This is a genomic window from Variovorax sp. GW823-FHT04F07 (genome assembly GCF_058795995.1).
Window position 1 is genome coordinate 1,847,363 of sequence record NZ_JBXAIG010000001.1, and the last position, 13,162, is coordinate 1,860,524.

General features: G+C 66.9%; 12 protein-coding genes. 10 read left to right on the forward strand and 2 right to left on the reverse strand.

Annotation, left to right across the window (positions count from 1 at the left end; all coding sequences use genetic code 11):
• Positions 1-33 precede the first annotated feature (33 nt).
• From AC1RAA_RS08555 to AC1RAA_RS08580, 6 genes are all read left to right on the forward strand, one after another.
• Positions 34-834 carry a cyclase family protein gene (locus AC1RAA_RS08555; protein ID WP_492727622.1) on the forward strand — a complete coding sequence of 267 codons (801 nt, stop codon included), beginning with the start codon at positions 34-36 and terminating at the stop codon, positions 832-834.
• A gap of 12 nt (positions 835-846) precedes the next feature.
• On the forward strand, positions 847-1,833 hold the full coding sequence (locus AC1RAA_RS08560; protein WP_492727623.1) for a fumarylacetoacetate hydrolase family protein: 987 nt from the start codon (positions 847-849) through the stop codon (positions 1,831-1,833).
• Between the two features lies 1 nt (position 1,834).
• Positions 1,835-3,076 (forward strand): thiolase family protein, encoded by a 1,242-nt coding sequence (locus tag AC1RAA_RS08565; protein WP_492727624.1) that lies wholly within the window; start codon positions 1,835-1,837, stop codon positions 3,074-3,076.
• The gene (locus AC1RAA_RS08570) at positions 3,073-4,071 is read left to right on the forward strand and encodes a Bug family tripartite tricarboxylate transporter substrate binding protein (protein WP_492727625.1); all 999 of its coding nucleotides are present in this window, start codon (positions 3,073-3,075) and stop codon (positions 4,069-4,071) included. Before AC1RAA_RS08565 ends, AC1RAA_RS08570 begins: the two co-directional genes overlap by 4 nt.
• A gap of 1 nt (position 4,072) precedes the next feature.
• A complete protein-coding gene (locus AC1RAA_RS08575; protein WP_492727626.1) occupies positions 4,073-5,686 on the forward strand; it encodes an AMP-binding protein in 1,614 nt (537 codons plus the stop codon).
• A gap of 73 nt (positions 5,687-5,759) precedes the next feature.
• Positions 5,760-7,055, forward strand: a complete 1,296-nt coding sequence (locus tag AC1RAA_RS08580; RefSeq protein ID WP_492727627.1) for a porin — start codon at positions 5,760-5,762, stop codon at positions 7,053-7,055.
• Positions 7,056-7,250: 195 nt separating this feature from the next.
• On the opposite strand, the gene AC1RAA_RS08585 is transcribed toward AC1RAA_RS08580, so the two are convergent.
• Positions 7,251-8,501 (reverse strand): MFS transporter, encoded by a 1,251-nt coding sequence (locus AC1RAA_RS08585; protein ID WP_492727628.1) that lies wholly within the window; start codon positions 8,499-8,501, stop codon positions 7,251-7,253.
• A gap of 403 nt (positions 8,502-8,904) precedes the next feature.
• Between AC1RAA_RS08585 and AC1RAA_RS08590 the strand changes: the two genes are divergently transcribed.
• Both AC1RAA_RS08590 and AC1RAA_RS08595 read left to right on the forward strand, forming a co-directional pair.
• Positions 8,905-9,843 carry a cyclase family protein gene (locus AC1RAA_RS08590; RefSeq protein WP_223301353.1) on the forward strand — a complete coding sequence of 313 codons (939 nt, stop codon included), beginning with the start codon at positions 8,905-8,907 and terminating at the stop codon, positions 9,841-9,843.
• 49 nt (positions 9,844-9,892) lie between these two features.
• On the forward strand, positions 9,893-10,813 hold the full coding sequence (locus tag AC1RAA_RS08595) for a LysR family transcriptional regulator (protein ID WP_492727629.1): 921 nt from the start codon (positions 9,893-9,895) through the stop codon (positions 10,811-10,813).
• On the opposite strand, the gene AC1RAA_RS08600 is transcribed toward AC1RAA_RS08595, so the two are convergent.
• Entirely contained in the window at positions 10,779-11,438 is a 660-nt protein-coding gene (locus AC1RAA_RS08600; protein WP_095745971.1) for a GntR family transcriptional regulator, read from the reverse strand. The two genes, AC1RAA_RS08595 and AC1RAA_RS08600, sit on opposite strands and share 35 nt — an antisense overlap.
• Positions 11,439-11,563: 125 nt before the next feature.
• Here AC1RAA_RS08600 and AC1RAA_RS08605 point away from each other — a divergent pair, with 125 nt between their 5' ends.
• Both AC1RAA_RS08605 and AC1RAA_RS08610 read left to right on the forward strand, forming a co-directional pair.
• Positions 11,564-11,758 (forward strand): hypothetical protein, encoded by a 195-nt coding sequence (locus AC1RAA_RS08605; protein WP_492727630.1) that lies wholly within the window; start codon positions 11,564-11,566, stop codon positions 11,756-11,758.
• A complete protein-coding gene (locus tag AC1RAA_RS08610; RefSeq protein ID WP_492727631.1) occupies positions 11,751-13,145 on the forward strand; it encodes an amidase in 1,395 nt (464 codons plus the stop codon). Before AC1RAA_RS08605 ends, AC1RAA_RS08610 begins: the two co-directional genes overlap by 8 nt.
• The last annotated feature ends 17 nt before the right edge of the window (positions 13,146-13,162 follow it).

Here is a 13,162-nt window from a genome sequence, read left to right on the forward strand (position 1 = left end):
ATTTATACGCACGTATGACTTAAAGGAGACTTCATGAGATTGATCGATCTGTCCTCGACGCTGGACCCGCACGACCGCGATCTGCTTCCTCCCGCCATGGCCGCCGCCGCGGGCGTGGTGGCGCCCCGGGTGGACTACTCCCATCCGGCGACGCCGGACGGCCGCGACCGCTTCTGCCACTTCTTCGGCTGCACCCACGACGACTTGCCCGACGGCGAGGGTTGGGGTTCGGAGGTGCTCAACGACATGTCGTCGCATTGCGGCACGCACGTGGACGCACCGCTGCACAGCGGATCGACCTGCGAGGGGCGAACCTCACGCACCATCGACCAGGTCGAACTGAACGAGCTCTTCTGCCCCGGCAAGGTGCTCGATGTGCGCCCTTGGGCGCAGCCTGGGCAGGCCATCCCCGTCGATGCGCTTCGCCAGGCGTTGTCCGCAGTGGGCGAGCCCATCCGTCCCGGGGACGCCGTGCTGATCCGAACCGGGCAAGAGCGATATCGCCTGGGCGAGCCGGCCTTCTTTCAGTACCCGGGGATGAGCCGCGAAGGCACGCTGTTCCTGTCGGAGCAAGGCGCCACCGTGCTCGGCACCGATGCGGTCGGTTGGGATCGTCCCTTCGCCGTGATGGCCCAGGCCTTCAAGGAAACGGGCGACAAGCAGCAGCTGTGGGACGGCCACAAGGCGATCCGCGAGAAGGAGGCCTTCATCGTCCAGCAACTGTGCAACCTCGGCGCCTTGCCGCTTCGCGGCTTCCACGTCGGCTTCTTCCCGTTGAAGCTGGCGCGCGCCAGCGCCGCCCCCGCCCGCGCCGTGGCCTTCCTTTCCAACTGAGGAGCGACTTCAATGCGTATCGTGACTTTTGTGCGTGAGGGCTTTGACGCACCTCGCCTCGGTGCCCTCATCGGCGTCGACGGCGTGCTGGACCTCACGGCTCGCCACCCTGGCGAAGAGGCCTTCGGCTCTGCGTTGGCTTTCCTGCGCGCAGGCCCTGCATCCTGGGACCTTGCGCGTGCGCAGATCGCCAAGCACGGCGGCGCTGCAGACTCCCTGGCCGGCGCCGCGTTGCTTCCCCCGCTGCCCAATCCGCCGCTGATCCGGGACTGGGGAACCATGATCGAGCACCCCAGGTTCTTCCTGCGGCGACGCGCCGAGCAACTGGCCGCCCGGTCGGCCGACCCGGAGGCCGCCATGGCCGCCGCACAAGCCGATGGCTCGCTCGAGTTGCCCCCGAACTGGTTCACCGTGCCTCGCTTCTACACCGGCAATCCGCTCAACATGACCGGGCCGGATGCCGAGATCGCCTGGCCGGGTTTCGCCGAATCGCTGGACTACGAACTCGAACTGGCCGCCGTCATCGGCGTGGGTGGCAAGGACATCCCCGTGTCGCGAGCACGCGACCACATCTTCGGGGTCACGCTGTTCAACGACTTCACCGCGCGGGATACGCAAGTGGCCGAGGGCAGCCCGGCCGGCAAGAGCAAGGACTTCGATGGCGCCTACGCCATCGGCCCCTGCATCGCCACGTTGGACGAGATCCCCGACCTCTACCAGCTGCAGGTGCAGTCGAGGCTCAACGGTGTCGTGCAGACCACCCGCAGCACCGTCGACATGCAACTGACCTTCGAGGACATCGTGAGCTATGCCAGTCGCTCGTGCACGCTGCACCCTGGCGAACTCTTCGCTTCTGGCACCTTTGAAGGCGGCTGTGGCGTGGAGACCGGCCGGCTGCTGCGCGATGGCGATGTCATCGAACTCGAGGCGCAGGGCATCGGCACGCTACGCAACCGGATTCGCCGCACGGCAGCGCCCGCCGCGGCAGCGAAGGCCTGAGATGACGGTTCCGCTGTACATCGTGGGCGTGGGCAGCACGCCCACGGGCCGCTTCGCGGATGTTGCGCTGCGCACGATGGCCCGCCAGGCCATCGATCTCGCCCTGGCCGACGCTGGCGCGACGGCCGACCAGGTGGGTGCGGCGTTCTTTGCCAACGTCGGCCAATCGCTCCTGCAGGGGCAGCACATGATCGGTGGTCAGGTAGCGCTGCGCGAGACAGGATTGGATGGCATTCCGATCATCAACGTCGAGAACGCATGTGCCAGTGCGTCGACCGCCTTCTACCTCGCCTGCGCCCATCTGCGCGCCGGACTGTGTGACGTCGCATTGGCGGTGGGAGCGGAGAAGCTGTCGCATCCGGACAAGGCCCGCACCTTTTCCATCTTCGATGGCGCCCATGACGCCGAAAGGCCTGAGGCACTGCTGCGCTTTCTCGCACAACAAGCTGGTGAGGACCCCACACAAGCCCCCGTCGCACAGCAACGCAGCGTCTTCATGGACATCTATGCGGCCCTGGCCCGCGCGCACATGGCGCGCCACGGCACCACGCAGCGGCAGCTGGCCCATGTGGCCGCCAAGAACCACAGCCACTCCGTGCACAACCCGTTGGCCCAGCATCGCGTCGCGATGTCGGTCGACGAGGTGCTCGCGGCGCGCGCCATCACCTGGCCCCTGACTCTGCCGATGTGCGCGCCGATCGGCGATGGCGCGGCTGCGGCGTTGATCGTGCGCGAGGACGCCCTGGAGCGCTTCGATGCGAAGCGTGCGGTGCGCGTGCGGGCCAGTGTTCTCGTCAGCGGATCGGACCGCGTCGATGGACGCGAGACGCCCATCAGCCGCCGCGCCGCACTGCGCGCCTACGCCGATGCCGGCGTCGGGCCTGAGGACATCGACGTGAGCGAAGTCCATGACGCCACGGCCTTCGGAGAAATCGTCCAGTGCGAACACCTGGGCTTGTGCGAGCCCGGCCAGGGTGGATGGCTCGCGGAGCATGGCCACACCGCACTGGGCGGCCGCCGGCCGGTCAACCCCTCAGGGGGACTGGAGTCGAAGGGGCATCCCATCGGCGCCACCGGACTGATGCAGATCCATGAACTCGTCCTGCAATTGCGCGGCGAGGCCGGCGGACGGCAGGTGGCCAATGCGCGCCTGGCGCTCGCCGAGAACGGCGGCGGCTTTCTTGGCCATGAAGAAGCGGCCGCGACCATCACCATTCTTGAACGGGCTGCACAACGCACATGAAGCACGCCACCATGTATTCCAGACGCACTCTCCTCGGGCGATCGCTCGCCTTGGGCTTGTCCGGCCTTGCCGGCAACGCTGCCAGGGCCGCCACCGCGGCCTGGCCGTCCAAACCGATCCAGGTCATCGTGCCCGCAACCACCGGCAGCGCACCCGAGATCGTGGCTCGTCTGATCGCCGAAGCTTTGTCGACACGCCTGTCGAACCCCGTCTATGTGGAAGGCATGCCGGGGGCCTCGGGGATCATCGGCACCGACAAGGCGCTCAAGGCGCCCGCCGACGGGCACACGCTGCTCTACGCCATGAACCAGGTGGCGACGATGAACCCGCACCTCTACCCACGGCTGCCCTACAACCCGGCCAGGGACATGGCGCCGATCAGCCTGGTCGCGCGCGGCGGGTACGTGCTGCTCGCCCACAGCGGCCTGCCGGCCTCCGACCTCCCGTCGCTGATCGCCCTGGCCAAGCGCGAGCCCGGCAAGCTGGCCTATGCCTCCACGGGCAACGGCAGCGCCTTCCACCTGGGCATGGAGCTGATCAAGGCGCAGTGCGGCATCGACCTGCTGCATGTGCCCTACCGCAGTGGCGCCAATGCCAACACCGAGCTGATGGCGGGGCGCGTGCAAGTCCGGCTGGAGCCCCAGGCCTCGGCGCTGGCGCTGGTTCGCGGCGGCCGCGTCAAGGCCTTGGCTGTGACCACACCCGCGCGACTCTCCGTCCTGCCGCAGGTGCCGACGGTCCGGGAGACCCTGCCCGGATTCGAGCTGAGCGGCTGGAACGCCCTGTGGGCACCGGCGGGCACGCCCGCGCCGGTCATCGTGCGACTCAACGCCGAGGTGCAGCAGATCCTGAAGAGCGACGCATTCCGAAGCCATCTGCTGCAACTCGGCCTGACACCCGAGGGCTCGACGCCGGCTGAACTGGCTGCGCTGACGGCGCAAGAGACGGCGCAATGGAAGGCCCTGATCGACAAGACGGGCATCAAGGCAGACTGACATGACGGATTTCAAGACCCTGGCCGATCTCGTCGGCCATCACGCACGCACGCGTCCCCATGCGATCGCCCTCACGTTCGAGGCGGGCCCAGCCTTGCCCGAGCAGCAGCGCAGCTTCCTGCAACTGCACGAGAACGGCCTGGCGCTGGCCCGGGCCCTGCAAGGCCTGGGCATCCGACGTGGCGACGCCATCGCGCTGGTGATGGCGAACCACCCCGAGTTCGTCGAAGCCATGGTGGCGGCCGCGCACCTCGGGGCGGTGCTGGTACCGATCGATGCGCGGGCGCAAGGCGACAGGCTCGCCGCACTGATCGATCGCACGCACTGCGTGGGTGTGATCGCGGCGGACTATGCCGCCGCTGCGGTCGCGCAGATTCGATCGCGCGCCACCCACCTTCGCTGGGTCGTGCGTGTGGCCTCGGGCGAACTTGCGGCAGATGCGCCGCGCGCCTGCGAAGCGCTGGACTACGCCCAACTGCTGGCCCGCCACACACAGGCAGGCCACCCCTCGGCACACTTCACGCCCGTCGATCCCGATGACCCCATGCAGATTCTCTTCACCTCCGGCACGACCGGAGAGCCGAAGGGGATCGTGATCACCCACCGCCGCTTCGTCGACACGGCGGCACTGGCGGCCTCCGCCTTTGGCTACACCGACGACGATCGCCTCTACTCCGGCCTGTCGCTGACGCACGCCAATGCCCAGTTGGTCACGCTGGGTGCAGCCCTGAGGCTCGGGATCGCCTGCGTCATGTCGCGCCGCTTCACCAAGTCGCGGTTGTGGGAGATCGTGCGTCGACACCGGTGCACCGCTTTCACCCTGCTGGGCGGCATGACCACCGCCGTCTATTGCGAGCCGCCGTCGCCCAGCGACCGGGATCATGTCGTGCGCTTCGTCGTCGCCGCGGGCATGCCGCAGGCCATCTGGCGTGACTTCGAGCAGCGCTTCGGCGTCCATGTTCTGGAGTTCTACGGCACCGCCGAAGGCGGGCTGACGGTCAACCCTTTCGGGAAAGGTCCGGTCGGCAGCATCGGCCGCCCGCACCCGGCGTTCTCCGTCCGCATCGTCGCCGAAGACGGCAACGATGCGCCTGCGGGCACGCCAGGCGAACTGGCGTTCCGGCCGGCCAGCGGCGCGCCCTTCGACATCGCCTACTTCGAAGACCCGCAGGCCTCGCAGAGCAAAGGCAAGGACGGTTGGCTCTGGACCGGCGACATCGTGCGCGCCGATGCGCACGGCTGGCTCTACTTCGAGCACCGCCGCGGCCATGGCATTCGCCGCAACGGCGAATTCATCGACCCGGCGCAGATCGAGAAGGCCATCGCGGACACCGGCCTGGTCCGCGATGCGTTTGTGTTCGGCACGGCAGCGGCCTCGGGGGCACCAGGCGAACGCGATGTCGTCGCAGCCGTTGTCCCGCATCGCGCCGACCTGGACCTTTCGGTGCTCCATGCGCGTTTGCGCGAGACGCTGTCGAAGAACGCCCTTCCCGGGCGGCTGATGGCCATCGAAGCGATCCCCAAGACCGCATCGGAAAAGCCGTTGGCGCGGGTTCTGGAGGAATGGCTGCGCGACGGGACGGTCGCGACCGTGTTCGAGGCGCCCTCAGCCTAGACACAAGACCTGGGCGCAGGCGGCGGCAGGCCGTTTTTCCCCTGCGCAATCAACAACAACGAAGGAGACATTCATGCACAACCACGGGCGTAAGCTTTTTCTTCCCATCTCACTTGCATCGCTGTTCATCGGGCCTTCGAGCTGGGCGCAGTCTTCTGTGACGCTCTTCGGCGTCATTGACATCTCGGTGAGCCACTACCAGACCAAGAGCGTGCTGCCCGCAGGCCTGCCTTGGTGGTCCCTGGCAGCGCCGGCATCCATCTCGCAAGGCGCCACGAAGCTCGCGTCGGGCGCGCACACCCCTTCTCTCCTGGGCATTCGCGGACAGGAGGATCTGGGCGGCGGGCTTGCTGCAGGCTTCTGGCTGGAATCCACACTCACACCGGACGACGGAGCCCAGGGGCTTGGCGTTTTCGACCGCCGCTCGACGGTCAGCCTGTCGGGGCCGTTCGGCGAAGTGCGCCTCGGTCGCGACTATGTGCCGACCTATTGGAATCTGACGGTCTTCGATCCCTTCGGCACGGTCGGGGTTGGCGCGAACCTATGGAATCCGATCGGCACGGGGCTCACCACCAGCCACGGAAAGTCGCCCGCGAACCTGATGCCCTTTGACAACTACGTTCGCGCCTCCAACAGCGTCGGCTATTTCCTGCCGGGCCATCTTGGCGGGTTCTACGGCCAGGTCATGTACTCGCTGCATGAGAACCTGAAGCAGAGCGGCGTGAGCCACAGTCCGAGCAAGGGCGGGCGAAACGTCGGGGGGCGGTTCGGCTATCAACGTGGCCCGCTCAACCTGGCCATCGCCTACCAGGAAGACACCAAGGACGATCTCAGCGGATTCGACAAGGACCGTTTGAAGATCCTCAACGCTGGGGTCTCCTACGATTTCGATGTCGTCAAATTGTTCGGCCAGTTGTCGCAGATCAGGGATGAGCGCAGCAAGATGAACGTAGCCAACATCGGCGGCATTCCATATCCCTTCAGGAACGAGAGCAATGGGAAGTACACCGGCGGCTTGATCGGCATCACGGCCCCGGTCGGGCCTGGATTGATCCGTGCGTCCTATTCGCGCGTGAACTACGCATCTCCTCATGCGGTGAATGCCTTGAATCCCGTTGCATGGGTGCAAGACAACGATGCCAGGATCGAGAAGTTCGCCGTCGGCTATGTGTACAACCTGTCAAAGCGCACCGCGCTCTATGCCACTGTTGCGCGAACCAAGATGAAGTGGAACGGGTCCGTGAATGCGGCGATGGCCATCAGTCCCGGAGGCGGGGTGAGGTTTGCGAACGGCATTGCCGGGATCAGCGCACCTTATGTCCCCTCGAGCACCACCGCCTACGACATGGGCATTCGGCACGCCTTCTGAGGGCACTGACTCGCGCTGCGGACCTTCCAGGTGGTCGGCCCTGAACTCCCGCGTGCTGCAGCGCTGCGCGCTTGCCGGGCAAAGGGAAGGCCCGCACAGGGGCCGTCTCTTCCGGCCCGGAAGGGCAACGCTCTTTGACTCACAAGGCGCATGCGGTGCAACGGCAAGGATCCAGAGGGAGCGATGCACCACTGTCTAGCGTGCTCGATTGCGCATCGCATACAACAACACGAGCGTCGCGATGATTTCCAGTCCCGCGACCGCATAGAGGCCCGCGGCCACGCTTCCCGTCGACGTCTTCAGCCACCCCATCGTGAAGGGCGCAGCGAACCCCGCCAGGTTGCCGACCGAGTTGATGAAAGCGATGCCACCCGCCGCAGCGGTGCCCGTGAGAAAGGAAGCGGGGATCGGCCAGAACACGGGAAAGGCGGCGAGGATGCCGATGGTCGCAAAGCTCAACGCGACCATGGCGAACACAGGTTGCTCGATCAACACGCCGGTGGCCACGAGCCCGACGCCGGCGATCAGCGTCGCATAGGCGCAGTGCCGCCGCCGCTCACCGGTGGCATCCGAATGCATGCCGTTGAGCACCATCGCGACCGTTCCCAGAATGAACGGAATGGCCGACAGCAGGCCGATGTTCAGCGTGCCCTTCACGCCCAGCTCCTTGACGATCGAGGGCGTCCAGAAGGCAATGGTGGCGTTGCCGCTCACGATGCAGAAATAGGCGGCGGTGCACAGCCACAGCATGGGGTTGCGCAACGCCCGGGCGAAGCTCGATTGCTTGGGGGCGTCGGCGTTCTCCTTCTGCAGTTCGGCGGCCAGCGCGTGCTTCTCGGCCTCGGTCAGCCAGCGTGCGGATTGGGGCCGGTCCGGCAGCCAGGCCAGCACCGCGAAGCCGGCAAGCACCGAAGGAATGCCTTCGAGCAAGAAGAGCCATTGCCAGTTTCGAAACGGCGCGACGCCTTCCATGCCGCTCATGATCAGCCCTGCGAGCGGCCCGCCGACGACACCCGCGATGGCAAACGAGGTCATGAAGAGCCCGTTGATCTTGCCGCGGCGATGCGCCGGCACCCAGTACGTCAGGTACAGCATCACGCCCGGGAAAAATCCGGCCTCGAATGCGCCGAGCAGGAAGCGCAGCACATAGAAGGACGTGGGCGTTTCCACGTAGATCATCGCCATCGACGTGAGGCCCCAGAGGATCGTGATGCGCGCGAGCGTCTTGCGCGCGCCGATCTTCTGCAGCAGCAGGTTGCTCGGCACCTCGAACAGGAAGTAGCCGATGAAGAAGATGCCCGCACCCAGCCCGTAGACCGCTTCGCTGAACTGCAGGTCCTGCAGCATCTGCAACTTGGCGAAGCCCACGTTGACGCGGTCGATCCACGCCAGCAGGAACAGGAACACCAGGAACGGCACCAGCCGCCATGCGATCTTGCGGTGCATGCGGTCGTGGTCCGAGGGGGAATGGGCGCCGGCCGAAGGCCGCGCGAGGGATGAGACAGAGGTAGCGTCCACAGCAGTTTCCTTTTTCTTCAATGACAGAACTCCAGGAATGCGCCAGCCCTTCATGGTGTACGCATAATGTTTATAAATATATTTATAGGCATTCCGTCGCACATTGGTAGTTACCCTCCGTGGGATCTGTCTCCGCCGGTTTCATCGTTCGCGAATCGAGAAAGGACCTTTGCCGTCGGCGCGGTTTCCGCGCGACTTCGTTCCTCCTAAGGTCAGCACCTGGCACCGCGCAGTGCGTGCCAAGCCAACCAAGCAACCGAACGAAATGGAGCAGTTTTCAATGTCGCAATGGATACGCAGGATCGGCGCCGCGGCGTCTCTATGGGGCGCAATGAGCGTCACCCTCGCCTTCGCAGCCCCCGTCGTGGGCAAGAGCCCGTGGGGCCCGAACGACGAACTCGGCCGACTCAACCTCATGACCGCGAGCACCAAGGCCCAGGTGCTTTCCCGCGCGGACGGTGCGCGTGTGTACGACCTGTCGGTCGAGTACTTCGTCGGCATGCCGAGCTGGCACGGCATCGGCGACCCGCGCTACCAGATCTGGATGACGCACACGCCGCACGGCACCGTGGTCGATGACCCCATGGGCGTCGGCCACACGCAGAACAAGCACGTGAGCTACACCGGCGCGGCCATCTCGATGTACACCCACATGGGCACGCACATCGACGCGCTCAACCATTTCGGCCTCGACGGCAAGATCTGGAACGGCTTCGAGGCGCGCGAACACCTGGGCGACCGCGGCTGGAAGAAGACCGGCGCCGAGACCATCCCGCCGATCGTGGCCCGCGGGGTCCTGATCGACGTTGCCGCCGCCAAAGGCGTCGAGATGCTGGCGCCCGGCTACCGCGTCACCCGGGCCGATCTGCAGGAGACGCTCGACAAGCAGCGCGTGAAGCTGGAGACAGGCGACGTGGTCCTGATCCGCACCGGCCGCATGAAGCTCTACGACAAAGCCGATGCCTACATGGATTCGCCGCCGGGCATGAGCGTGGATGCCGCGCGCTTTCTCGTGGAGTCGGGTGGCGCGATGGTCGTGGGTGCCGACAACCTGAGCTTCGAGACCTTCCCGCCCGACGCCGACGACAACTACGTGCCGGTGCACACCTACCTGCTCGCGCAGCAGGGCGCGCCGATCATCGAGCTGGTCAACCTGGAAGCGCTCGCCAAGGACCGCGTCTACGAGTTCGCGTTCATCGGTGCGTCGCTCAAGCTGCGTGGCGGCGACGCCGCACCGATGCGCCCCATCGCCATCCCGCTGCGGCGCTGAGACGCTCGCGCGTGCTGCGTTGGCCTCGTCGGCTGGTACGCTCGGCGCCATGGATCGCTACGCTGCCATGCAGTACTTTTGCCGCGTCGTCGAACAGGGCAGCCTGGCCGCTGGCGCCCGCGCGCTGAACCTCTCGAACTCGGTCGTCACGAAGGCCATCCAGTCGCTGGAAGCCTGGACCGATTGCCGCCTGCTCGCGCGAACGACGCGCAGCATGCAGCTCACCGAAGCCGGCGAGCGCTTCTACAGCTTCTGCCAGCGAACGCTGGCAGACACCGAGCGCACGCTGACCGATGTCCGTTCGGTGAGCCGCGGGTTGACCGGGCGGCTGGTGGTGGCGGCGCCGGTGTCGCTCACGCTGTCGCATCTCCACGAGTATCTGCATGCGTTCCAGGCGCAACACCCGGGCATCGAGCTCGAGATGCGGCTGAACGACCGGCCGGTCGATCTGGTGCGCGAGGGCATCGATGTCGCGCTGCGCGGCCAGGCGCGGCTGGAAGATTCGAGCCTGGTCGCGATGCCGCTGATGGACCTGGCCCGCGTGGTGTGCGCCGCGCCCTCCTACTGGGAGCGCCATGGCCGGCCCACGACACCCGCCGACCTGTCGGGCCACAACTGCCTGCAGTACCTGTTGGGCGACGACCGCGATGAATGGGTGTTCGACGGACCGGACGGGCGCGCGCGTGTGCGGGTGAGCGGCACGTTCCGCGCCGACAACAGCCTGCTGCTGATCGACGCGATGCGCCGGGGCGTCGGGCTGGGCCTGGTGCCGTCGGTGATGGTGAAGGATGCAATGGCCGACGGCTCGTTGCAGACCGCGCTCGACGCCTACGTGGCGCCGCCTCGGCGCCTCTTTGCGGTCTATCCGACGCGCGACCACCTGATGCTGAAGGTGCACGCGCTGGTCACCTTCCTGAAGCAGCAGTTGCCGCCGCTCACCCCATCAGTTCCTTCGGCAGCGCCGCCATGAACGACGCGAAGTTGGTCGAGCCCTGGCCGGGGCTCATGTGCTCGACCATCAGTTCGGCCGCCGCCTTGGCATCGCGCCGCTGAATCGCGTCGAGCAGCTTGGAATGCTGCTCCCATGACGACTTGAGGCGACCGAACGCGGCAAAGGCGTGGCGCCTGTAGGCGCCGGTCTGCGAACGCATCCGCAGGATTTCCTGGCGCAGGTAGGGATTGCGTGCCCCCTGGTAGAGCGCCTCGTGGAAGCGCCGGTTGTGCTCCTGCCAGGCCTTGACGTCTTCTTTCTTGACCGCGGCGGCGGCGCGCTCGTGCGACTTGGCGAGGTCGAGCCGCTCTTCGGGCGTCATGCGCTCACAGGCCAGCCGCACGCACAAGCCCTCGAGCTCGGCCAGCAACTCCCACATGGCCAGCAGCTGGGTCATGTCCATCTTCGCGACGACCATGCCGCCACGCGGCAGGCTTTCCACCAGCCCCTGGGCCTGCAACTGAAGCAGCGCCTCGCGCACCGGCGTGCGCGAAACCTCGTAGGCCGTCATCAGCGCCTGTTCGTCCACCGTGTCTCCGGGCAGGAGCGTGCCGTCGCGGATGGACTCCTCGACCGCAAGGCGGATGCGTTCAGCGGTTTTCATGGGACGAGCTCCCGTAAACAACGATTGAATAAAACATTTTTGTGAGTTATAAATATATTTATAGACCTCATCCATCTTTTAATTTTACCTGCTCCAGAGAGAGCGCACGGTGCCAGGAGACCGCTTTGACCGACCCCACCCTCGAGCCATGGAAGACATGGGTCACGCTGAGCCTGCAGTTGCATGGCATCGATGCCGCACCCGGACTTCAGGTCCGCGCGGCGCGCACGTTGGCACGGCTGGCGCCCATGGCGAGCCGTCTGGCCGCCGGCACCACACCGCCGCTCGATATCCGCCCCGTGGAGCACGCGCATGAGTGATGCGGGCACGCCCTCCATCGCCGCGCTGCGCCGGTCGATTGCCACGGGTGCCAGCTCGGCCGACGAAGCGCTGGCCTTGCAGCGCGAGGCCTTCGAGCGCGGCGCTGCCGTCCATCACTGCCTGGTCGAGCGCGCGACAGACAGCCGGCCGGTCGCGCATGCGCCGCTCTCCGGCATCGCGATGGCGCACAAGGACGTGTTTGGCACAGGGCTGCGCGCCGCAGGGCAAGGACGACCGGAAGGCGCTGCGACCGATGCGGTGACCAGCCCTCCTTCCGCCCCGTTGCGACGCCTCTCCGAGCGTGGCGCGACCTACCTCGGCGCCCTTGTGATGGCGGAGTACGCTTGCGGCGCCACCGCGGAGAACCCGCACTTTCCCGCACCGCTGAATCCGCTGGACCCGGCGGCGGCGGTCGGCGGGTCATCCAGCGGCTCGGCCGTGGCGGTGGCTGCCGGCTTGTGCCGGGCCTCGCTGGGAACGGACACCGCGGGGTCGGTGCGCATTCCCGCATCCACCTGCGGCGTGGTCGGATTCAAGCCCGGCGCCGACGTGATCGACGCGGGTGGCGTGTCGCAGCTGGCGCCGTCGCTGGACACCGTCGGCGTGGTGGCGCGCTCGGTGTCGGATGCGGCCCATGTGTTCGCGGCGCTGCTGCCCGACGAGGCGCCGATGGCGCAGCGTCTGCTCAGCCTGGAAGGCATCGAGGAAGACCTGTCGCGCCACCGCCGCTGGCGCGTGGCGTCGGCACTGGACCAGCCCGACCTGCGCGACGACGTTGCAAGCCGGCTCGGGGCCTTCGAATCTCGCGCCACCTCGCACGCGGTGGCATGGCACCGCGCGTCCTTGCACGGGCTCGACGAACTGTCGTGTCTTGCCCAGATCGTGCTGCACGTCGAGGCCGCGGCCACGCATGCGCACAGCGTGCGCCACGCACTGGGCTCGCTGGCGCCGATCACGCAAGCAATCCTCCTGCCGGGCTGGGCCGTCCCGGCCGCCTGGTACCGACACGCCTGCGAAGCCCGCGCGGGCTGGCGAGACGCCTTCGTCGCCGGGCACCTTGCGCAAGCCGACGTGCTGCTGTTGCCTTCGCTGCCGCGCGGCGTGCCCGACGCGCAAGCGGTGACCACCACCTCCGACCGCTTCGACCCGCGCGAACTGGTCGCGCTTCACCACTACCACGCCTTCGTGAACTACCTCGGGCTCCCTTCGTTGTCGTTCCCGATCGGCACCGACGCGCGCGGCCGGCCGGTTTGCATCCAGGCCATCGGTGCGCCGGGCACCGAGGCCGAGCTGCTGGCCTTCGGACACCAGTTCGCCGCACCGACAGGCGCTCCTTCCGTTCCCGCGGCGCGCACCGCCCATCGCGCCAGCACCCCGCTTCATTGACTTCCCACGGAGAAACC